Source organism: Neotamlana sargassicola (genome assembly GCF_020523965.1).
Lineage (GTDB): Bacteria > Bacteroidota > Bacteroidia > Flavobacteriales > Flavobacteriaceae > Neotamlana > Neotamlana sargassicola.
This window is the reverse complement of the sequence record NZ_JAJAPX010000001.1, coordinates 235,708-257,443: the sequence shown is the minus strand read 5'-3', so window position 1 is coordinate 257,443 and position 21,736 is coordinate 235,708. Positions and strand designations below refer to the sequence as shown.

13 protein-coding genes are annotated in these 21,736 nt (G+C 35.5%); 12 read left to right on the top strand and 1 reads right to left on the bottom strand.

Translation table 11 applies throughout. From position 1 onward, the window contains the following. The first annotated feature begins 19 nt into the window (after positions 1–19). From LG651_RS01065 to queG, 12 genes are all read left to right on the top strand, one after another. Complete coding sequence (locus tag LG651_RS01065; RefSeq protein ID WP_226694313.1) at positions 20–3,286, top strand: TAT-variant-translocated molybdopterin oxidoreductase; 3,267 nt, start codon at positions 20–22, stop codon at positions 3,284–3,286. 29 nt (positions 3,287–3,315) lie between these two features. Next, positions 3,316–5,055 (top strand): NrfD/PsrC family molybdoenzyme membrane anchor subunit, encoded by a 1,740-nt coding sequence (nrfD, locus tag LG651_RS01060; RefSeq protein ID WP_226694312.1) that lies wholly within the window; start codon positions 3,316–3,318, stop codon positions 5,053–5,055. Positions 5,056–5,064: 9 nt separating this feature from the next. Beyond that, a complete protein-coding gene (locus tag LG651_RS01055) occupies positions 5,065–5,595 on the top strand; it encodes a DUF3341 domain-containing protein (protein WP_044632937.1) in 531 nt (176 codons plus the stop codon). A gap of 7 nt (positions 5,596–5,602) precedes the next feature. Beyond that, positions 5,603–6,154, top strand: a complete 552-nt coding sequence (locus tag LG651_RS01050; protein WP_226694311.1) for a c-type cytochrome — start codon at positions 5,603–5,605, stop codon at positions 6,152–6,154. 13 nt (positions 6,155–6,167) lie between these two features. Then, the gene (locus LG651_RS01045) at positions 6,168–7,544 is read left to right on the top strand and encodes a quinol:cytochrome C oxidoreductase (RefSeq protein WP_226694310.1); all 1,377 of its coding nucleotides are present in this window, start codon (positions 6,168–6,170) and stop codon (positions 7,542–7,544) included. 29 nt (positions 7,545–7,573) lie between these two features. Then, positions 7,574–8,641, top strand: a complete 1,068-nt coding sequence (locus tag LG651_RS01040; RefSeq protein WP_226694309.1) for a cytochrome c oxidase subunit II — start codon at positions 7,574–7,576, stop codon at positions 8,639–8,641. A gap of 27 nt (positions 8,642–8,668) precedes the next feature. Further along, complete coding sequence (locus LG651_RS01035; RefSeq protein ID WP_226694308.1) at positions 8,669–10,453, top strand: cytochrome c oxidase subunit I; 1,785 nt, start codon at positions 8,669–8,671, stop codon at positions 10,451–10,453. Between the two features lie 210 nt (positions 10,454–10,663). Then, complete coding sequence (locus tag LG651_RS01030; RefSeq protein ID WP_226694307.1) at positions 10,664–15,343, top strand: gliding motility-associated C-terminal domain-containing protein; 4,680 nt, start codon at positions 10,664–10,666, stop codon at positions 15,341–15,343. A 27-nt stretch (positions 15,344–15,370) separates the two neighbouring features. After that, complete coding sequence (locus tag LG651_RS01025; RefSeq protein ID WP_226694306.1) at positions 15,371–16,327, top strand: PorP/SprF family type IX secretion system membrane protein; 957 nt, start codon at positions 15,371–15,373, stop codon at positions 16,325–16,327. A gap of 18 nt (positions 16,328–16,345) precedes the next feature. Continuing rightward, the gene (locus LG651_RS01020) at positions 16,346–18,229 is read left to right on the top strand and encodes an OmpA family protein (RefSeq protein ID WP_226694305.1); all 1,884 of its coding nucleotides are present in this window, start codon (positions 16,346–16,348) and stop codon (positions 18,227–18,229) included. Between the two features lie 185 nt (positions 18,230–18,414). Then, positions 18,415–19,437, top strand: a complete 1,023-nt coding sequence (gene ruvB, locus LG651_RS01015) for a Holliday junction branch migration DNA helicase RuvB (protein ID WP_226694304.1) — start codon at positions 18,415–18,417, stop codon at positions 19,435–19,437. Between the two features lie 42 nt (positions 19,438–19,479). After that, positions 19,480–20,403 (top strand): tRNA epoxyqueuosine(34) reductase QueG, encoded by a 924-nt coding sequence (gene queG / locus LG651_RS01010; RefSeq protein WP_226694303.1) that lies wholly within the window; start codon positions 19,480–19,482, stop codon positions 20,401–20,403. Between the two features lie 304 nt (positions 20,404–20,707). Here queG and LG651_RS01005 read toward each other — a convergent pair whose 3' ends face one another. After that, positions 20,708–21,733 (bottom strand): LacI family DNA-binding transcriptional regulator, encoded by a 1,026-nt coding sequence (locus LG651_RS01005; protein ID WP_226694302.1) that lies wholly within the window; start codon positions 21,731–21,733, stop codon positions 20,708–20,710. Between the last annotated feature and the right edge of the window lie 3 nt (positions 21,734–21,736).

Genomic DNA, 21,736 nt, shown 5'->3' with positions numbered 1-21,736 from the left:
AGTAATTCAACTATATAATATGTCATCAAACAAGAAATACTGGAAAAGTGTTGAAGAGCTAAACGAGAATAGCTCTATTGTTGAGACGCTAAAACAAAACGAGTTTGTAGAGGAAATTCCTACCGATGAATTTTTAGGTGATAAAGAAACATTAGAGGCGACTTCTACGACACGACGCGATTTCTTAAAGTATATTGGTTTTAGTACAGCCGCAGCTTCATTGGCAGCGTGTGAGGGACCAGTAAAAAAATCTATTCCTTATGTTGTGCAACCAACGGAAATTATTCCTGGTGTAGCTAACTATTATGCAACGACTATTGCAGATGGGTTTGATTTTGCGAGTGTTTTAGTGAAAACGCGTGAAGGTCGTCCAATTAAAATTGAAAATAATGCCCTTGCTGGTAGTAATGGAAATGCTAATGCAAGAGTTAACGCTTCGGTTTTAGGTTTGTACGATAGTTTACGTGTTCAAACACCTAAACAAGGTGATAAAGCTATTTCTTGGGGAACATTTGATGCCGAAATAACTAAGAAATTAAAAGATATAGCTAAGGCTAATAAAAAGATTGTTTTATTAACACAAACTTATGCTAGTCCTTCTACAGACGCTTTAATTTCAAAATTTAAAGAAAAATACGGGAATGTATCTCATGTAGTTTACGACGCCATTTCGGAGTCAGCTGCGTTAGATGCTTACCAAGCGAAATATGGAGAACGCGGTTTAGCCGATTACGATTTCTCTAAAGCCATGACTATAGTTTCTGTTGGTGCAGATTTTTTAGGTGATTGGCAAGGTGGTGGATTTGATTCTGGCTATGCTAAAAACAGAGTGCCAGATCATGGTAAAATGTCACGTCACATTCAAATCGAAGCTAATATGTCATTATCTGGTGCTAATGCCGATAAGCGTATTCCTGCAACACCTACCGAACAAAAATTAGCTTTAGCAAAATTATACAGCTTAATAGTTGGTGGTTCAGTTTCTGGAGATTTACCAGAGCATATTGATGCTGCTGTTAAAAATGCAGCTGCCGAACTTAAGGCTGCAGCTGGTAAAGCTGTGGTTGTAACTGGTTTACAAGATGTGAATGCTCAAACTTTGGTTTTAGAAATAAATCAAGTGTTAGGTAGTAAAGCATTTAAACCAAGTACCCCAATTAAAACAAGACAAGGTAGTAATGCTGAGGTAGCAGAATTAGTAGCCGATATGAAGGCTGGTAAAGTTGCTGCAATTATTATGAGTGGTGTAAATCCTATTTATACCCTTCCAAATGCTTCAGATTTTGCTGAAGGTTTAAATAAAACAGAACTTTCTGTGGCGTTTTCGTTAAAAGAAGACGAAACATCTTCTTTAGTTAACTTTATTGGTGCTGCACCTCATTATTTAGAATCTTGGGGTGATGTTGAGCTTAAAAAAGGACATTATGCCTTAATGCAGCCAACTATTCGACCATTATTTGATACTAGACAATTTCAGGACACTTTATTAAAGTGGACAGAAACGGAAGGATCTTATCACGATTTTATCAAGTCTACTTGGAATACTAGTATACTTGGAGGCTCATCATTTAATCAGGCTTTGCATGATGGTGTGTTTATAACTTCTGTTTATGCTGCTAACGGTGAATCATCTAAAACAGTTACTACAACCGAATCTACTTTAAAAGATAAAAAAGATAGAACTTGGGTTGGAGGTGTTATACACGGTGCAGCTGTTGGTTTAGGGATTAAAGATGAAGATAAAGACGAATACCTTTCAACAACAAAAACTTCTACAGTTTCTACGGGAAGTGCTACTATAAACGGAGTTAATATAGTAAGTGGTGTAGCCGCTGCTAAAGCTTTAGCATCTTCTGCCAAATCTAATGGGTTAGAATTAGTTTTATATTCTAAAACTGGCATGGGTGATGGACAGCAAGCTAATAACCCATGGTTGCAAGAGTTTCCGGACCCGATTTCTCGTGTATCTTGGGATAACTACTTAACAGTTTCTAAAAGTGACGCTGAAAAATTAGGGTTAGAAAATGTACATGTAGCTACTGGTGCTTTAGATGGTAGTTATGCCGATGTTACTGTTAACGGAACTACCGTAAAAAATGTGCCGGTTTTAATACAACCTGGTCAAGCTAAAGGTTCTGTTGGTATTTCATTTGGTTATGGTCGTAAATTAGGGCTTAAAGACGAAATGAAAACTGGTGTTAATGCTTACGAGCTTTACGCTAATTTTGAAACTGTACAGGATGTTACCGTAAAAGCGGCATCAGGAATGCACGAGTTTGCTTGTGTCCAGTTACACAATACTCTAATGGGGCGTGGTGATATTTTAAAGGAAACCACTCTTGAAATATTTAATACAAAAGATAAATCGCATTGGAATCCAATACCAGTTGTATCTTTAAATCATGAGGAAACGCCTGTAACATCTCCAGAAGTTGATTTATGGGATGAGTTCGATCGTTCTATTGGGCATCATTTTAATTTGTCAATCGATTTAAATGCATGTACTGGATGTGGTGCTTGTGTTATCGCTTGTCATGCAGAAAACAACGTTCCTGTTGTTGGTAAAGAAGAAGTACGTCGTAGCCGTGATATGCATTGGTTGCGTATAGATAGATATTATTCTTCAGATGATACATTTGAAGGTGATAATGAAAAGAAAGATGGTTTCTCTGGTTTATTTGGAGATAATGGATCATTAGGTGGATTTGGTGAGATGGAACATCCAGCCGATAATCCTCAGGTATCTTTTCAACCTGTAATGTGTCAGCATTGTAACCATGCGCCTTGTGAAACGGTTTGTCCTGTAGCGGCAACATCGCATGGTCGTCAAGGGCAAAACCACATGGCTTATAACCGTTGTGTTGGTACACGTTATTGTGCAAACAACTGTCCTTATAAAGTACGTCGTTTTAACTGGTTCTTGTACAACGGTAATGATGAGTTCGATTATCATATGAACGATGATTTAGGACGTATGGTATTAAACCCAGATGTTGTTGTTCGTTCTCGTGGTGTTATGGAAAAATGTTCTATGTGTATTCAAATGACACAAAAAACTATTCTTGACGCCAAACGTGATGGTCGTGTAATAAAAGACGGTGAATTCCAAACGGCATGTTCTGCAGCTTGTAGTAGTGGAGCTATGATATTTGGAGATATTAACGACAAGGAAAGTAAAGTTGCAAAACTTAAAGAAGATAACCGTATGTATCACTTATTAGAGCATGTGGGTACTAAACCAAATGTTCAGTATCAAACTAAAGTGAGAAATACAAAGGAAGCATAAATCTAAATTAAAGAATCAATTATATAATTATGGCGTCTCATTACGAAGCACCTATTAGAAGACCTCTAGTAACAGGCGAAAAATCATACCACGATGTAACTGTGGATGTTGCTAAGCCTGTTGAGGGAAGAGCAAATAAACAATGGTGGATTGTTTTTGGAATTTCACTTGTAGCCTTCCTTTGGGGTATTGGATGTATTTTATATACCATATCAACAGGTATTGGAACTTGGGGTTTAAATAAAACCGTAGGTTGGGCCTGGGATATTACAAACTTCGTTTGGTGGGTAGGTATTGGTCACGCAGGAACACTTATTTCTGCAGTACTTTTATTATTCCGTCAAAAATGGAGAATGGCAATTAACCGTTCTGCAGAAGCAATGACGATTTTCTCGGTTGTGCAGGCAGGTTTGTTTCCTATTATTCACATGGGTCGACCATGGTTAGGGTATTGGGTATTGCCTATACCAAATCAATTTGGTTCGTTATGGGTTAACTTTAACTCGCCATTACTTTGGGATGTATTTGCGATTTCAACATATTTATCGGTATCATTAGTTTTCTGGTGGACTGGTTTATTACCTGATTTTGCTATGTTACGTGATAGAGCAATTAAACCTTTCCAAAAGAAAATTTATGCTTTATTAAGTTTTGGGTGGTCTGGACGTGCTAAAGATTGGCAACGTTTTGAAGAAGTATCTTTGGTACTAGCTGGTTTAGCAACTCCGCTTGTACTTTCTGTACATACCATTGTATCGTTTGACTTTGCTACATCGGTTATACCAGGATGGCATACTACAATATTCCCACCTTATTTCGTTGCTGGTGCGGTATTCTCTGGATTTGCTATGGTAAACACGCTTCTTATCATTATGAGAAAAGTGTGTAACCTAGAAGATTATATTACTGTACAGCACATTGAGTTAATGAACTTAGTAATTATGATTACGGGTTCTATTGTTGGTGTGGCTTATATTACTGAGTTATTTATTGCTTGGTATTCAGGTGTAGAATACGAACAATATGCATTCTTAAACAGAGCAACTGGTCCTTACGCTTGGGCTTACTGGATGATGATGTCTTGTAACGTGTTCTCTCCGCAGTTTATGTGGTTCAAAAAGTTAAGAACAAGTATTATGTTCTCGTTTATCATTTCAATTGTGGTTAACATAGGAATGTGGTTTGAACGTTTCGTAATTATCGTAACATCATTACACCGTGATTATTTACCATCTTCATGGACAATGTTCTCACCAACTTTTGTTGATATTGGTATTTTTATTGGAACAATAGGTTTCTTCTTTGTATTATTCTTATTGTACTCAAGAACGTTTCCGGTTATAGCACAGGCAGAAGTAAAGACGATTTTAAAATCTTCAGGACAAAAATATAAGAACCTTAGAGAAGCTGGTAAAAGCTTAGTCGGTACAGGTGCTGACGCTAGAACATCAAACCTTGATGGAACTGTTGAAGTTAAAACCGAAGTAGCCGAGGTATCAGAAGAAGAAAAAGCAGAACGTGTATCAAGTCTTTTAGGAACTATTGGTTCTTTTGATGCTGCAACACAAACTGCCGACGATTTAAAGAAAATAAGTGGTGTTGGACCTAAAATGGAAGAAGTTTTAAATAGCATTGGTATTTATACCTTCCTTCAAGTTAGTAAAATGACCAAGAATGAATACGACTTGTTAGACAGTATTACAGGTTCTTTCCCAGGAAGAGCGGAACGTGATGATTGGTCTGGTCAAGCTAAAAACTTAATAAACTAAACATAGTCAATGGAAGCTTCAAAAGTTATTCACGCTATTTATAACGATGACGATGTATTAATGTCTGCAGTTAAAAAGGTACGCGCAGAGAAACATCACATAGAAGAAATATATACACCATTTCCAGTTCATGGGCTAGACAAGGCTATGGGATTAGAAGGTACAAGAATTGCAATTTGTGCGTTTTTATACGGTTTGGTGGGTTTAACCGTGGCAATTACGATGATGAATTTTATCATGATTGAAGATTGGCCACAAAATATTGGTGGTAAACCAAGTTTTAGCTATATAGAAAACATGCCGGCTTTCGTACCAATTATGTTCGAGCTTACCGTGTTTTTTGCAGCGCATTTAATGGTAATTACTTTTTACTTACGCAGTAGAATGTGGCCATTTAAAAAAGCCGAAAACCCTGACCCAAGAACTACTGACGATCATTTTTTAATGGAAATTGGTGTTCATGGTAACGAAGATGCTTTAGAAACTTTATTAAAAGAAACTGGAGCGGTAGAAATTAAATTAGTTGATAAAGCCCATTAATATAAATATGAAAAGCTTAATTAAAATAATAGTATTGGCAGTTGCTTTTGTAGCTGTATCATGTAAAAAAGATTCTGCGCCTAACTACCAGTTTATGCCTAATATGTATGAATCTGCAGGTTACGAAACTTATGGTGAAGCTGCCTTTAAAAATGGAGTTGAAGCGCAATTACCTGCCGAAGGTTCTATAGCGAGAGGTTTTGTTCCTTTCGATATAGAAAATACAACCGATGGTTACAATTTAGCAAAGGCTACTTTAAATAGTCCTTTAGATTCAACTCAAGTAGATTTAGAAAGAGGTAAGGCATTATATAATATTTATTGTGGTATTTGCCATGGTACCAAAGGAGATGGTCAAGGAAATCTTGTTAAAAGAGAAAAAATCCTTGGTATTCCTAGTTATGATGATGCTGGTAGAGCCATTAACGCAGGTAGTATTTATCATACAATTTACTATGGTAAAAATGCTATGGGTTCTTATGCAAACCAATTAAATGAAGAAGAGCGTTGGCAAGTTGTTAGCTACGTTTTAAAACTTAAATCAGATTTAGAAAAGTAAGATAAGTTTAGATATGTACACATTTTCAAGTAAATTAAAGATATTTTCTATCGTTCTAATTATTTTAGGTGCGATAGGTGTTGGAATTGGTTTTTCCACGTCTCATAAATCTTTTGAAGAAGTTGAAACCTTACTTGCAGAAGAATCACATCACGGTGGTCACGGTGAAGCTGATACACATCATGCACCAGCACACGATGCACATGCCAATGACGCGACTCACGATGATGCACACGGTGAGCATCACGCTGAAGCTGAACATGGGCATGTAGATGAGCATACTAAACATATTGAGCATGTTCAGCATCAAATAGCAAATCGTCCTTGGTCTGCTTTATATGTTGCGGCTTTTTTCTTTATGATGATCGCTTTAGGTTGTTTAGCATTTTACGCTATTCAAATCGCATCTCAAGCAGGTTGGTCACCAGTATTGTTTAGGGTTATGGAAGCTATTACTGCATATTTATTACCTGGTGCTATAATAGTTTTAGTTATTGCTGCGGCATCACACTTTATTGGTCATAATAATATATTTATCTGGATGGATCCGGAAGTTGTAGCTCACGATAAACTAATACAAGGGAAATCTGGATGGTTAAATATTTGGGGTTTCATTATTAGAGGAATAATTTTTATAGCAGGTTGGAGTTTATACCGTCATTTTGCGCGTAAGTTTTCAATTGCTCAAGATACGGCCGAAGATAAAAGCAACTTTAAAAAATCTTTCCGAATTGCAGCTGGATTTTTAGTATTCTTTATTTATACAGAATCTATGATGTCTTGGGACTGGATTATGAGTGTTGATCCGCACTGGTTCTCTACTTTATTCGGTTGGTATGTATTCGCTAGTATGTTTGTTAGTGGTATTACTGCTATTGCTTTAGTAACCTTATATTTAAAATCTAGAGGATATTTAGAATTTGTAAATGCGAACCATTTACATGATGTAGCTAAGTTTATGTTTGCTATTAGTATTTTCTGGACTTATTTATGGTTTTCACAGTTTATGCTTATTTGGTACTCAAACATACCAGAAGAAGTAACATACTTTATTTCGCGTTTTAACGATTACCAATTACCATTCTTAGGCATGGTGGTTTTAAACTTTGTTTTCCCAATATTAATGTTAATGAATGCAGATTATAAGCGTATGCCTTGGTTTGTCGTTATGACAGGTATTGTTATATTGTTTGGGCACTACATCGACATTTTCAACATGATTATGCCTGCAACAGTGGGAGACAGATGGTCTATTGGAATTCCTGAAATTGGAGCTATTTTGCTTTTCGCTGGATTATTTATATATGTAGTATTTACAGCATTAACAAAAGCGCCTTTGCTTGCTAAAGGGTATCCACTTATAAAAGAAAGTGAAGAGTTTCATTATTAATTAAGATATAAATAAAGACGAACGGAACAATGACTGCTTTATTAACAATTATAATTTTAGTATTTATATTAATTGCCATTTGGCAAATGGTAAAGATTTTCGATTTAGCTCAAGCAAAAAACGAAAATTCTCAAATAGCTACCGATAAGGACAATACACTTAACGGGTATTTAATGATGGGCTTTTTAGCTTTTATTTATATCATCACGATAGTTTGTGTTGTTAAATGGGGCGATTTACCATTATTATCTAATTCAGCATCGGCACACGGTCCTACTATCGATAATTTAATGGCTATTTCTTTAGTTATTATATTTTTAGTTCAAATTATAACACAATTTTTATTACACTATTTTGCTTTTAAATATAAAGGTGAAAAAGGAAGAACAGCGCTGTTTTTTGCTGATAACAATAAGTTAGAAGCAATTTGGACTATTATTCCTGTGATTGTGTTAGCTGGTTTAATTATTTATGGATTAAATACTTGGATTAACATTATGGGTGTTGATGAAAGTGATGATCCAATAGTTGTAGAGTTATATGCACAACAATTTAACTGGAAAGCTAGATATGCTGGTGCAGATAATACTTTGGGTAAGGCAAATGTACGTTTAATTGATATCGATAAGGCAAATATATTAGGTTTAGATGAAGCTGATCCTAATGCACAAGATGATATTATCACTACCGAATTACATTTACCTGTTGGTAAGCCAGTATTATTTAAAATGCGTTCTCAAGATGTATTGCATTCTGCTTACATGCCTCACTTTAGAGCTCAAATGAACTGTGTTCCTGGTATGATTACACAATTTGGTTTTACACCAACTGTAACTACAGAAGAAATGCGACAAACTCCGGAAATAATAGAAAAGGTTCAGAATATTAATAATATTAGAGTTGAAAAAAGTGAAGCTTTAATTGCTAAAGGTGAAGATGCTTTAGAACGTTACGAGTTTGATTATTTATTACTTTGTAATAAAATTTGTGGTACTTCTCATTACAACATGCAAATGAAAATAATTGTTGAAACTCAAGAGGAATATGACGCTTGGATTAAAGAACAAAAGGAATTTAAAAACTCTCTAATTAACTAATAACTAGATTTAACAAGATATAAGATTATGTCAGCACACGCAGATACTCACGAAGAACACGGACATCATCATAAAGAAACCTTTATAACTAAATACATTTTTAGTTTAGATCATAAAATGATTGCAAAACAGTATTTAATTACTGGTACAATCATGGGTATCATAGGTATTATGATGTCTATTATGTTTCGTATGCAAATTGCATGGCCAGAGCAACCAAATGTTTTATTTGAGGCTTTATTAGGAAAATGGGCACCAGATGGTGTTATGGATGCAGATATATATTTAGCTTTAGTAACAATTCATGGTACCATTATGGTATTCTTTGTATTAACGGCTGGTTTAAGCGGTACTTTTAGTAACTTATTAATACCATTACAAATCGGTGCGCGTGATATGGCATCAGGTTTCTTAAACATGGTGTCTTATTGGTTATTCTTTTTATCAAGTGTAATTATGGTACTGTCGTTATTTGTTGAAGCTGGACCAGCAGCAGCAGGTTGGACAATTTATCCTCCGTTAAGTGCATTACCAATGGCCCAAGGTGGTTCAGGTGCAGGTATGACACTATGGTTAGTATCAATGGCTATATTTATTGCATCGTCCTTATTAGGATCGCTTAACTATGTAGTTACTGTTTTAAATTTACGTACAAAAGGTATGTCTATGACAAGATTACCTTTAACTATATGGGCGTTCTTTATTACGGCTGTAATAGGTATTATTTCGTTCCCTGTTTTATTATCTGCGGCATTATTACTAATAATGGATAGAAGTTTTGGTACATCTTTCTTCTTATCAGATATATTTATTCAAGGTGAAGTATTACACTACCAAGGAGGTTCTCCTGTTTTATTTGAACACTTATTTTGGTTCTTAGGTCACCCAGAAGTTTACATTGTATTATTACCAGCATTAGGTATAACCTCAGAAATTATTGCAACAAACTCGCGTAAACCAATTTTTGGTTATCGTGCGATGATTGCATCAATCCTTGCTATTGCGTTTTTATCAACAATTGTTTGGGGTCACCATATGTTCGTATCAGGAATGAATCCTTTCTTAGGTTCAGTATTTACTTTTACAACATTATTAATTGCAATACCATCTGCGGTAAAAGCATTTAACTATATAACGACCTTATGGAAAGGTAATTTACAAATGAATCCGGCCATGTTATTTTCTATTGGTTTGGTGTCAACGTTTATTACTGGAGGTTTAACTGGTATAATTTTAGGTGATTCTGCTTTAGATATTAACGTTCACGATACGTATTTTGTAGTAGCTCACTTCCATTTAGTAATGGGTATATCTGCATTATATGGTATGTTTGCAGGTATTTACCACTGGTATCCAAAAATGTTTGGACGTATGTTGAATAAAAATTTAGGTTATATTCATTTTTGGGTAACGGCAATTTGTGCTTATGGCGTGTTTTTTCCAATGCATTTTATAGGAATGGCAGGTTTACCACGTCGTTATTATACGAATAGTAATTTTCCATTATTCGATGATTTAGCTGATGTAAATGTTGTTATAACCTTATTTGCAATTGTTGGGGGAGCATTTCAATTAGTATTCCTTTACAATTTCTTTTCTAGTATTTTCTACGGTAAAAAAGCAGAAAAAAATCCATGGAAATCAAATACATTAGAATGGACAACTCCTGTAGAGCATGTTCATGGTAACTGGCCTGGAGAGATTCCACATGTTCATCGTTGGGCATACGATTATAGTAAGCCTGGGCATGATGTAGATTTTGTTCCTCAAAATGTACCGCTAAAAGACGGAGAAGAAGAGTTACAACACTAACTTTTTCTTATATTTATATGAACCCGCTATTTATAGCGGGTTTTTTCGTTTAAAGACTTTTTTTTAGGTTGAAATGTAAATTTTTAAAAATAAATCGATGAAATGTAAATAAAATCAGTTAAATTGCAACGCTGAATGTGTTAACCCGTTGTTTTTTTAACATAATTAACATTTGTTTGGCATTTAACAATTAACAAATTAACCAAATCTATGAAAACAAAATCCCTTGTAAGGCTTCCGAGTTTAATCGGATCCTTTTTCGTGGTTTTTCTTTGGATGACATTTTCTTTAAATGCTCAATGTCCAACAGTAACAAATCCGGCACCACCTGCTATATGCGATGCATCTGGTTATACCTTTTCCGATTTACGTACAGATTATGTTACCGATGGCGGAAATGGCATTGTATGGTATGATTCAGATACCGGTGGAAATTTAATAAATAACAATCAATTAGTGCAGGAAGGTACTTATTATGCTGATGATAATTCAGGTAGTTGCGGTACGCGTCAATCTATTGTAGTAAATTTCCAAGTAAACGCTTCAGGCGGAAATTTTGATCAAATTTATTGTAGTAATGAAAATGCAACAGTTCAAAATTATATTGATGATGTTTTAAGTTCAGAAATTCCATCAGGGGGAAGCGTAGAGGTTTATAACGATCCTGAATTAACGGATCAAGCTAACACCTCCGATAGTTTACCTAGTGGTGCTAAAAGTTATTATATTGTTTTTGTAGATAATAGTGGGTGTAAAAGCCAAATTGAGGTAGGGCAAGTAGGTGTATTTGATTCCCCAGCAAATCCGGCACCTGCGAATCCCCAAACATTTTGTTCAGATACAAACCCTACAATTGCCGATTTAAACCCCGGTACGAGTGAAACTAATTATAGTTGGTATGCTAATGTTGATGGTTTAGGAGAACCAATTCCTCCAGCTCTTTCCAATGCAACAGTATTAATTGATGGTAATACATATTATATTCAAATTAATAGTTTCTTTTGTACAAGTGACGCTGTAGGTGTGATGGTTGAAATTTATGATCCTGTAGATGCAGGTTCATCTAGTACTTTAGAGTATTGTAGCGATAATTTACCGCCTGCTTTTGATTTATATGATGAATTAGGAGGTTCGCCTGAAACTAGTGGAACATGGTCTGGACCTTTAACAACATCAAATGGGTATCAAGGTACAGTCGATATTAGTTCGTTAACAACAGCTGGAAATTATGTTTTTACATATACGGTTTTAAGTAATAACGATTGTCCTGATGCTACTGCAACGGTTACAATTACAATAAACGAAACACGTTCTGCAGGAAATGCTTCAGCTGCAAATCCTGAATCTTTTTGCGAATCTAATTTACCAACAAGTTTCGACTTGTTTACATTATTAGAAAATCATGACTTAGGAGGAAGCTGGACGCAAGGAACTTTAATAACAGACCCTGTTGTTACCTCACCAATTGATTTAACTGGTTTTACTAGCGGTACATATAACTTTACCTATTTTCAAAATGTGGCTCCAAATCCTTGCCCAGAAGAGTTAACAACGGTACAAGTAATTATTTTAGACAATCCAGATGCTGGTGCCGCAATTAATCAAGTGTTTTGTGAAAATGAATTGTCTGCAAATTCACCTTTTAACTTATTTGATGCTTTAGATGGATCGCAAGATCACGATTCTGGTACTTGGACCGATGCTTCAGATAATACCATTTCAAATAATTTAGACATTACGACCTTAACAGTAGCAGGAAGTCCGTATACTTTTAATTACACCATAGATAACGGTACGTGTTCAGATACGGAACCAATAACCATTACGGTTGAAGAAGCTCCAGAATCTGGTACAGCAAATGCACCAGCTGAATTCTGTGAAGGGGCTGCACCAACAAGCTATAATTTATTCGATTTATTAGAAAACGAAGACCAAACAGGTTCATGGAGCGACGATAGTAATTCAGGAGTTTTAACAGGGAATACTGTTGATTTATCAGGATTAACACCATCAACTTATAATTTCACCTATAATGTCGATGCTATAGGTAGCTGCGACGATGTAGATGTAACCGTTAGTATTGTAATTAATCCATTACCTAATGCTGGAATACCAACACCGGGCATCTTTTGTGAAAACGATTTAGCAAGTAATTCACCATTAGATTTATTCGATCAGTTATCGGGTGAAGATGCAGGTGGAACCTGGAGCGACGATGATGCTTCGGGCGCGTTAAGCGGAAGTGATTTAGATTTAACGGCATTAATGATTGGGACTTATAATTTTACTTATACAGTAACAAATTCATTTTCTTGTACAGATAGTAGCACAGTGGCTATAACCATAGAAGAAGCTCCAGAATCTGGTACAGCAAATGCGCCAGCTCAATTCTGTGAAGGGGCCGCACCAACAAGCTATAATTTATTCGATTTATTAGAAAACGAAGACCAAACAGGTTCATGGAGCGACGATAGTAATTCAGGAGTTTTAACAGGGAACACTGTTGATTTATCAGGTTTAACACCATCAACTTATAATTTCACATATAATGTTGATGCTATAGGTAGCTGCGACGATGTAGATGTAACCGTTAGTATTGTAATTAATCCATTACCTAACGCTGGAACACCAACACCAGGCATTTTTTGTGAGAACGATTTAGCAAGTAATTCACCATTAGATTTATTCGATCAGTTAGCAGGTGAAGATGCAGGTGGAACTTGGAGCGACGATGATGCTTCGGGCGCGTTAAGCGGAAGTGATTTAGATTTAACGGCATTAATGATTGGGACTTATAATTTTACTTATACAGTAACAAATTCATTTTCTTGTACCGATAGTAGCACAGTGGCTATAACCATAGAAGAAGCTCCAGAATCTGGTACAGCAAATGCACCCGCCGAATTTTGTTTAGCCGCAATTACTGCTGGACAAACATATAATCTCTTTGATTTATTAGAGGATGAAGATCAAACAGGGACTTGGAGCGACGATGACGCTACAGGAGCCTTAACAGGGAATACGATAGCTTTAGATGCATTAAGCGCAGGTTCTTATAATTTTACATTCGATGTTGATGCAATAGGAAGTTGTGATGATGTTAACGTTACAGTTAGTATTGTAATTAATGAAACTGCGGCGCCAACTGCAAATGGAACACAAACCTTTTGTGATAGCGCAACTGTAGCCGATTTAGTAGCAACAGGAAACGGTATTCAATGGTATATTAATAATACTGGAGGAACTGCCTTAAGTGCAACTTTTAATTTAACAAGCGGACAAACTTATTACGCGTCGCAAACCGATGCAATTACAGGTTGTGAGTCCGCAGCAAGAACAGCAGTTACAGTAACCATTTATAGTTCTCCAAATGCTGGAGCACCAAATACAGCTTCAATTATTTCTTGTAATAATAATAGTAATATTGATTTATTTACAGGATTAGATGGCTCGCAAGATGCTGGAGGAACATGGAATAACGACGATAATGTTGGTTCGCTTTCTGGTAGTATTTTTGATGCATCAGGAATTGATGGAGGCGTTTACGAGTTTACATATTCCGTTGCAGCTACAGCACCGTGTTCTAGCGATAGCGTGACAATTCAAGTAACCGTTGAAGAGCCTTTAAACGCCGGAACAGATGGCACACCTTTAGATTTGTGTAGTAACAACGGTACAGTAGATTTATTTAGTGAGCTTGGTGGAACGCCAGAAACTGGAGGAATCTGGACACCTGCCTTAGCAAGTGGAACTGGAGTTTTCGACCCATTGGTTGATGCTCCTGGAACTTATACGTATTCTTTATCTAATGTCTGTGGTACCGCATCAAGTAGTATTGATGTTTCGGTTACTTTAGCTCCAAATGCAGGTTCAGACAATTCTATAACGCTATGTACATCTGATGACGCAGTCGATTTATTCGATTTATTAGGTGTCGATGCTCAAAGCGGTGGATCTTGGTCTCCTGCCTTAACAAGCGGAACTGGTGTTTTCGATCCAGCTGTCGATGCGGCCAATGTTTATACTTATACCGTATTAGCTACATCACCTTGTTCGCCAGATTCGGAAGCAAGTATTACAGTAACAGTTAATGAAACACCAACCCCAACAACAGATAATAGTACGCCAGAATTTTGTGCAGTTAACAATCCAATAGTGTCAGATTTAGATGATTTAATCACTTCAACGGGAACAATTCAATGGTATGAAGATGCTGCGTTAACAATAGCGTTAACCGGTACGGAAGCTTTAATTGATGGTGAAGATTATTATGCAACACAAACGAATAGCACCGGATGTGAGTCTGCTCAAGCGGTACAAATTGATGTTGTAATTAATGATGCTGAAACGCCAAGTTTAACCAACCCTAATGAAGAATATTGCTTAAACGATGGGCCAACCATTAGCACATTAACCAATAATTTAACTTACGATTCTAGTATTTATGGTGTTTTATGGTACGATGCCGAAATTGGCGGTTCTACCATACCAAGTATTACGGAAATAAGTAATTCAACATATTATGCAACCTTTGTAGATTTAAATACAGGTTGTGAAAGTAGTGTACGTTTGGCAGTTTCCCCAAATACGACAGCATGTGGAAAAGTTGAATTACCAGATGGTTTCTCTCCAAATGGAGACGGCGTTAACGATACGTTCGAGGTAGATAATTTAGCCATTTTATATCCAAATTTCGAAATTGAAATTTATAACCGAAACGGAAATATAGTTTATAAAGGGAATGCAAGTACACCAAGATTTGATGGTACTCCAAACCAATCACGAGTGGTTGTAAATGGCGATTTGCCAGTTGGTGTATACTTCTACATTTTTAAATATAATGATGGTGAACACGCCCCACAACAAGGACGCTTATACTTAAGCAGATAATTTATAGATAAAGCAAAATTTAATACAATGAAACATTTAAATATATATCATAAAATAGTTGCTTTGTTAGGTTTGACGTTCTTGTCATTACAAAGTAACGCACAACAAGATCCGCAGTTTACGCAATACATGTATAACATGAGTGTTATTAACCCTGCTTATGCTACGGCCGACGAAGGGATTTTAAACCTTGGCGGATTGTATAGAACTCAATGGGTTGGTATGGAAGGCGCTCCAAAAACAGGAACCTTCTTTGCGCATACACCAATAAACGAAAAAATTGAAATGGGTATTTCGTTTACAAACGACAATATTGGAGATGTTGTTACCGAAAATAATATTTATGCCGATTTTGCCTATGTTTTACCTGTAGGTTTCGAAAGTAAAATTTCATTTGGTTTAAAAGCTGGTGTAACACTTTTCGATACTAATTTTAGCGATTTCGAATTACAATCTGGTAACTCAAGTACTGATACAGCTTTCGATGAAAACATAAGTAAAGCCTTTCCTAACCTTGGTGTTGGAGCCTTCTTTTTTGGCGACAATTATTACTTAGGGCTATCGGCACCTAATTTATTTGCAACCAAACATCTTGAAGAAGATAGTGGTATAAAGGCAACAGGTGTAGAAAATGTGCATTATTTCTTTACTGGTGGTTACGTTTTCGATTTAAATCGTGATTTAAAATTAAAACCTGCATTTATGGCAAGAGCTGTAAAAGGAGCACCCCTAGCTGTCGATGTTACAGCAAACGTTTTAATTCATGAAAAACTGGAAGCCGGTATAGGTTACCGTTTAGGTGATGCCGTTAGTGGGTTAGTGAGTTTTAGGATTACGCCAGAACTTCGTATAGGTTATGCTTACGATTATACAACGTCAAACTTAGGTGAGTTTAATTCAGGATCGCATGAAATTATGGTGTTATTCGATGTTGATTTATTCGGATTTAAAGGCGGATACGATCGCTCACCAAGATTCTTCTAATTTTTAATAATAGGAAACATGAAAAAACACATTTACATATTTGCAAGCCTTTTATTAGTTAGTGGAATGGCTTTTGCACAAAAAGGAAATACAAAACGCGCCGATAAACTTTTTGAATTACGTGCATTTACTGATGCAGCAGAATTATACGAAACAAAAAACCGTACCCAAAGTGTACTTCAAAATTTGGCAGATAGTTATTATTATAACAGCAGTCTTCAAAAGGCTGTAAAAACTTATAGAGAATTGTTTTTAGAGTATGGCGATTCTATCGATATCGATTACCATTTTCGTTACGGTCAAGCTTTAAAAGGTGTTAAAAATTATAAAGATGCCGATAAGCATTTAACTATGTACTACAGAAAACCTGTAAATACAAATGCATTTATTCAATCTTTAGAAAAAACAACACCACACGTTTTTAATTTAGAACAAATTGTTAACGAGGGTTCTAGTAGCGATTTTGGTTTAACATTTTATGGAGATAATCAAGTGGCTTTTGCTTCAGCAAGAAATACAGATAATCCGGCTTATGTTTGGAACAATTTACCGTATTTAGATTTATATAATGGAAAATTAACAGACGATAATAAGCTTGTTGATATAAAACCATTTTCTGAAGCTATTAATACGAGTTCGCACGAAAGTAATGCTATTTTTACTCAAGATGGTAAAACCATGTACTTTAATAGAACTAACGAAACACGTACAAAAACTGGCGATGTAAAAATTGCGCATATTAAAATTTATAAAGCCGAATTGGTTGATGGAGCCTGGACAAATGTTACGGCATTACCATTTACCTCAGATGCTTATAGTACCGAGCATCCTGCATTAACAAAAGACGATAAAACCTTATATTTTGCAAGTGATATGCCAGGAACTCTTGGAAGTTTCGATATATACAAGGTAGCTATAAACGACGATGGAACTTATGGTGAGCCTATAAACCTTGGGCCTACTATTAATACGGTACACCGCGAACAATTTCCATTTTTAAGTGAATTTAACGTGCTATATTTTTCTTCTATTGGTCACGAAGGTTATGGTGGTTTAGATGTGTTTAGAAGTAATATGGTAAATGGCGATTTTGATAAGCCAGTAAACCTAGGAAGTTCAATAAACAGTAATTTAGACGATTTTGCTTATGTGGTTCGCGAAAAAGATAATATGGGTTATGTATCATCAAATCGTGGTGGTTTCGATAGAATGTTTGGTTTTGCTCGAGAAGTAAATCCGTTAACTATTTATCAAGTGGAAGGTGTTGTAAAAGATAAAAATAGTAGTGAATTATTAACCGGTTCTTTAGTTACATTATTCGATGAGTCTGACACTGTAATTCAAGACGCTATTGTTGGCGATGATGCTTATTATATCTTTAAAATCGAACCTAATAAAAAATATAAAATTCGAGGTACAAGAAAAGCTTATATTCCTCAAGATGTTGAGTTTTCAACCGATAGTAAAGGGAAAGTACAACACAATATTTACTTAAATTTAGAATCTTTTGCCGATGCAGAAACACGAATTAAGGAAAAAGAAAGAGGTGTTCAAGTGGAGTTAGAAGAAATTTATTTCGATTTCGATAAATGGGATATCCGTGAAGATGCAGCACAAGTATTAAACGTGTTAGTAGATATAATGAAAAAATATCCAAGCATGGAGGTTGAAGTTTCTGCACATACCGATGTTCGTGGACCAGATGAGTACAACTTAAATTTATCGAAACGTCGTGCCGCTTCTACATTGGAGTATTTGGTTAGCCAAGGCATTGATCGTGATCGTTTAAAAAGTATAGGCTACGGCGAAACCCAACCACTTAATAAATGTGTAAAAGAAGGTATTTGTAGCGACGATGAATACAATGAAAACCGTCGTTGTGAGTTCACAATTTTAAAATAACTAGAAGTTTTTAAGTAGCTTTATTTTAGCAAGAGCATTAAGCCTTTCTTCTCGATTGCTATCGAGATTGAAAGGCTTTTTGTTTATATTTGTTTAACTATTGAACTTCTTGTCATTTCAAGAAATCGCAGTTTTGCGATTAGAAATTTTATTACTAACAAAGTTCTAGTTTACACGGTAATTTTATGAACGAAAACCTAGACCCAACAAGCCAAAACTTTTCTCCTGAAGAAATTGATGTAGAAAAAAAATTGCGTCCGCTAGCATTTAACGATTTTACCGGGCAAGATCAAGTCTTGGAAAATTTACAAGTATTTGTGCAGGCAGCCAATTTACGTGGTGAAGCGCTCGATCACACATTATTTCACGGACCTCCAGGACTTGGTAAAACTACTTTAGCACACATATTGGCAAACGAACTTAGTGTAGGTATTAAAGTTACCTCAGGACCGGTTTTAGATAAACCAGGAGACTTGGCTGGTTTATTAACTAATTTAGATGAAAGAGATGTTTTATTTATTGATGAAATTCATCGTTTAAGCCCCATTGTTGAAGAATATTTGTATTCCGCAATGGAGGATTATAAAATTGATATTATGATTGAAACTGGCCCTAATGCCAGAACCGTACAAATCAATTTAAATCCCTTTACTTTAGTTGGTGCCACCACGCGATCTGGTTTGCTAACATCGCCAATGCGTGCACGTTTTGGCATACAAAGTAGATTACAATATTATAAAACCGATTTACTTACCACAATTGTACAGCGTAGTGCGAGTATATTAAGTGTTCCTATTTCTATGGAAGCTGCTATTGAAATTGCTGGCAGAAGTAGAGGAACACCGCGTATAGCTAATGCTTTGCTGCGTCGAGTTCGTGATTTTGCACAAATAAAGGGTAACGGATCTATAGATATTGAAATTGCTAAATTTGCATTAAAGGCATTAAATGTTGATGCGCATGGTTTAGATGAAATGGATAATAAAATACTAACTACAATTATAGATAAATTTAAAGGAGGACCTGTAGGTATTACAACTTTAGCAACAGCAGTAAGCGAAAGTTCTGAGACCATTGAAGAGGTATACGAACCCTTTTTAATACAGCAAGGTTTTATAATGCGCACACCACGAGGGCGTGAAGTTACCGAATTAGCTTACAAACATTTAGGGAAAGTTAAAGGTAATATTCAAGGCGGGTTGTTTTAACACCAAGTGTCATTCTGAACTTGTTTCAGAATCTCATAATTTATGAATCTTAAATCAAAATATTCACAACTCATAAAATCCGAAGCCAAACGTCTCGGTTTTATGTCTTGTGGTATTAGTAAAACCCAATTTTTAGAAGAAGAAGCGCCTCGATTAGAAAAATGGTTAAAGCAAAACATGAACGGCGAAATGCGTTACATGGAAAACCATTTTGATAAACGTTTAGATCCTACAAAACTGGTTGAAGATTCAAAAAGTGTGGTGTCGCTTCTATTGAATTATTATCCTTCAGAAATACAAAATAGCGATTCTTTTAAGCTGTCGAAATATGCTTATGGAACCGACTATCACTTTGTTATAAAAGACAAATTAAAGGCGTTACTTCATTTTATTCAAGATGAAATAGGAGAGGTTTCTGGACGTGCTTTTGTAGATTCTGCGCCAGTGCTCGATAAAGCTTGGGCAGCCAAATCGGGTTTAGGTTGGGTTGGTAAAAACAGTAATTTACTATCGCAAAAAGTGGGTTCGTTCTTTTTTATAGCGGAATTAATTATTGATTTAGAATTAGAATATGATTTACCAACAACAGACCATTGTGGAACATGTACAGCTTGTATAGATGCTTGCCCAACCGAAGCCATTGTGGAGCCTTATGTTGTAGATGGTAGTAAATGTATTTCTTACTTAACCATTGAGTTAAAAGAAAATATGCCCACAGAGTTTAAAGGAAAAATGGATAATTGGATGTTTGGTTGCGATGTATGTCAAGATGTTTGCCCTTGGAATCGATTTTCTAAACCACATAGTGAGCCGCTATTTAATCCGCACCCCGAATTACTTTCTATGAGTAAAAAGGATTGGGAAGACATTACCGAAGAAACTTTTAGGAAAGTTTTTAAAAACTCAGCTGTTAAGCGAACAAAATATTCTGGGCTAACTAGAAATATAAAGTTTTTAAAGTCTTAAATTATTAATTTTAAAGATACTTTTAAGCCTGCGTTCCAAGATTATTTTATCGGTAAGGAATTTCTAGAGCACGTTTATATTTTAAAATGTAAATCTTAAATTTAATAGTTAAACACCAATATTTAAAAGCCATTTCTTTTCTAATTTTATGTAACGAATTTGTTTTCATAGGCCTCATTTTAAAGCAAATACATGAGATTTTACTTTAAATTTACAATTTGTTAACATTGAATTTACGTTGTAAGTTGATCTAAGTGACTAGTTTGGTTTGGTTAAGACTTTTATTTATAGGGTTTTATGTGCTTTATTTTGTGGAATCGCGTTTTACTAAAGCCGTTTCTAAGGTTACGGTTTTTGGTGTAAATGCTGTGTTTTTCTTTTTAGCTTTAATTTCTTTAAAAAGTTGTTTAAATGCACTTTTTCCCATATCATAACCTGGTTGATCAATAGTAGTTAAACTTGGCGAAATTACCGACGACATAAACCAGTTACTAAAACCTACAATGCTAATATCTTCTGGTATTTTTACACCTCGTTTGCTAAATTCTGTCATGGCTCCAATAGCCACTAAATCGGTATTAATAAAAATGCCGTCAACATCATTATGGTCTTCTAAAAGTTGTTTGGCGTTTTTTTGGCCTTCTTCAAAACTCATATCACCACATTCGCATATATAAACCAACGATGGGTCGTATGTAAAACCATTATCAATCAAAGCTTTTTTATAACCTAAAAATCTATCAATAGAGTTTTGCGGTAAAAGCGCACCTCTAAAATGGGCAATGCGTTTACAACCCGTATCAATTAAATGTTGCGTAGCCATATAAGCCGCTTTTCGGTCGTCTATAATTACTTTCGAGCATTGAACCACTTTGGCAATTTTATCGAACATAACCAAAGGTTTGTCTTGCGCAATAATGGCGTTTATATGAGAAAAATCGGCGGTTCCATTAGCCAATGAAATTATGATGCCATCAACACGCTGACTTATTAATAAATCTAATTGTTTTTTTTCGAGTTCGTACGATTCGTTAGATTGTAAAATAATTACCAAATAGCCTTTTTTTTCGGCTTGAGCCACAATACCCCTTATAACATTCGAAAAAAAATGATGCACAATTACAGGAATAATTAAACCAATGGTTTTCGATTCTTTGGTTCTTAAATTTACGGCAAAGGTATTAGGCTTATAGTTTAAAGTTTTGGCAAGCTCCTTTACCATGGCTCTGGTTTTTTTACTTACGTCGGGATAGCCTTTTAATGCTTTTGATACTGTAGTTACAGATAAATTTAGTTGCTCTGCGATGTCCTTTAAAGTCGCTTGTTTCATTTA

Excerpts from the sequence above, each read along its gene's own strand:
- nrfD (WP_226694312.1), top strand. The coding sequence starts at position 3,316 with ATGGCGTCTCATTACGAAGCACCTATTAGAAGACCTCTAGTAACAGGC.
- ruvB (WP_226694304.1), top strand. The coding sequence starts at position 18,415 with ATGAACGAAAACCTAGACCCAACAAGCCAAAACTTTTCTCCTGAAGAA.
- LG651_RS01055 (WP_044632937.1), top strand. The coding sequence starts at position 5,065 with ATGGAAGCTTCAAAAGTTATTCACGCTATTTATAACGATGACGATGTA.
- LG651_RS01050 (WP_226694311.1), top strand. The coding sequence starts at position 5,603 with ATGAAAAGCTTAATTAAAATAATAGTATTGGCAGTTGCTTTTGTAGCT.
- LG651_RS01005 (WP_226694302.1), bottom strand. The coding sequence starts at position 21,733 with ATGAAACAAGCGACTTTAAAGGACATCGCAGAGCAACTAAATTTATCT.
- LG651_RS01020 (WP_226694305.1), top strand. The coding sequence starts at position 16,346 with ATGAAAAAACACATTTACATATTTGCAAGCCTTTTATTAGTTAGTGGA.
- LG651_RS01035 (WP_226694308.1), top strand. The coding sequence starts at position 8,669 with ATGTCAGCACACGCAGATACTCACGAAGAACACGGACATCATCATAAA.
- LG651_RS01065 (WP_226694313.1), top strand. The coding sequence starts at position 20 with ATGTCATCAAACAAGAAATACTGGAAAAGTGTTGAAGAGCTAAACGAG.
- queG (WP_226694303.1), top strand. The coding sequence starts at position 19,480 with ATGAATCTTAAATCAAAATATTCACAACTCATAAAATCCGAAGCCAAA.
- LG651_RS01045 (WP_226694310.1), top strand. The coding sequence starts at position 6,168 with ATGTACACATTTTCAAGTAAATTAAAGATATTTTCTATCGTTCTAATT.
- LG651_RS01040 (WP_226694309.1), top strand. The coding sequence starts at position 7,574 with ATGACTGCTTTATTAACAATTATAATTTTAGTATTTATATTAATTGCC.
- LG651_RS01030 (WP_226694307.1), top strand. The coding sequence starts at position 10,664 with ATGAAAACAAAATCCCTTGTAAGGCTTCCGAGTTTAATCGGATCCTTT.
- LG651_RS01025 (WP_226694306.1), top strand. The coding sequence starts at position 15,371 with ATGAAACATTTAAATATATATCATAAAATAGTTGCTTTGTTAGGTTTG.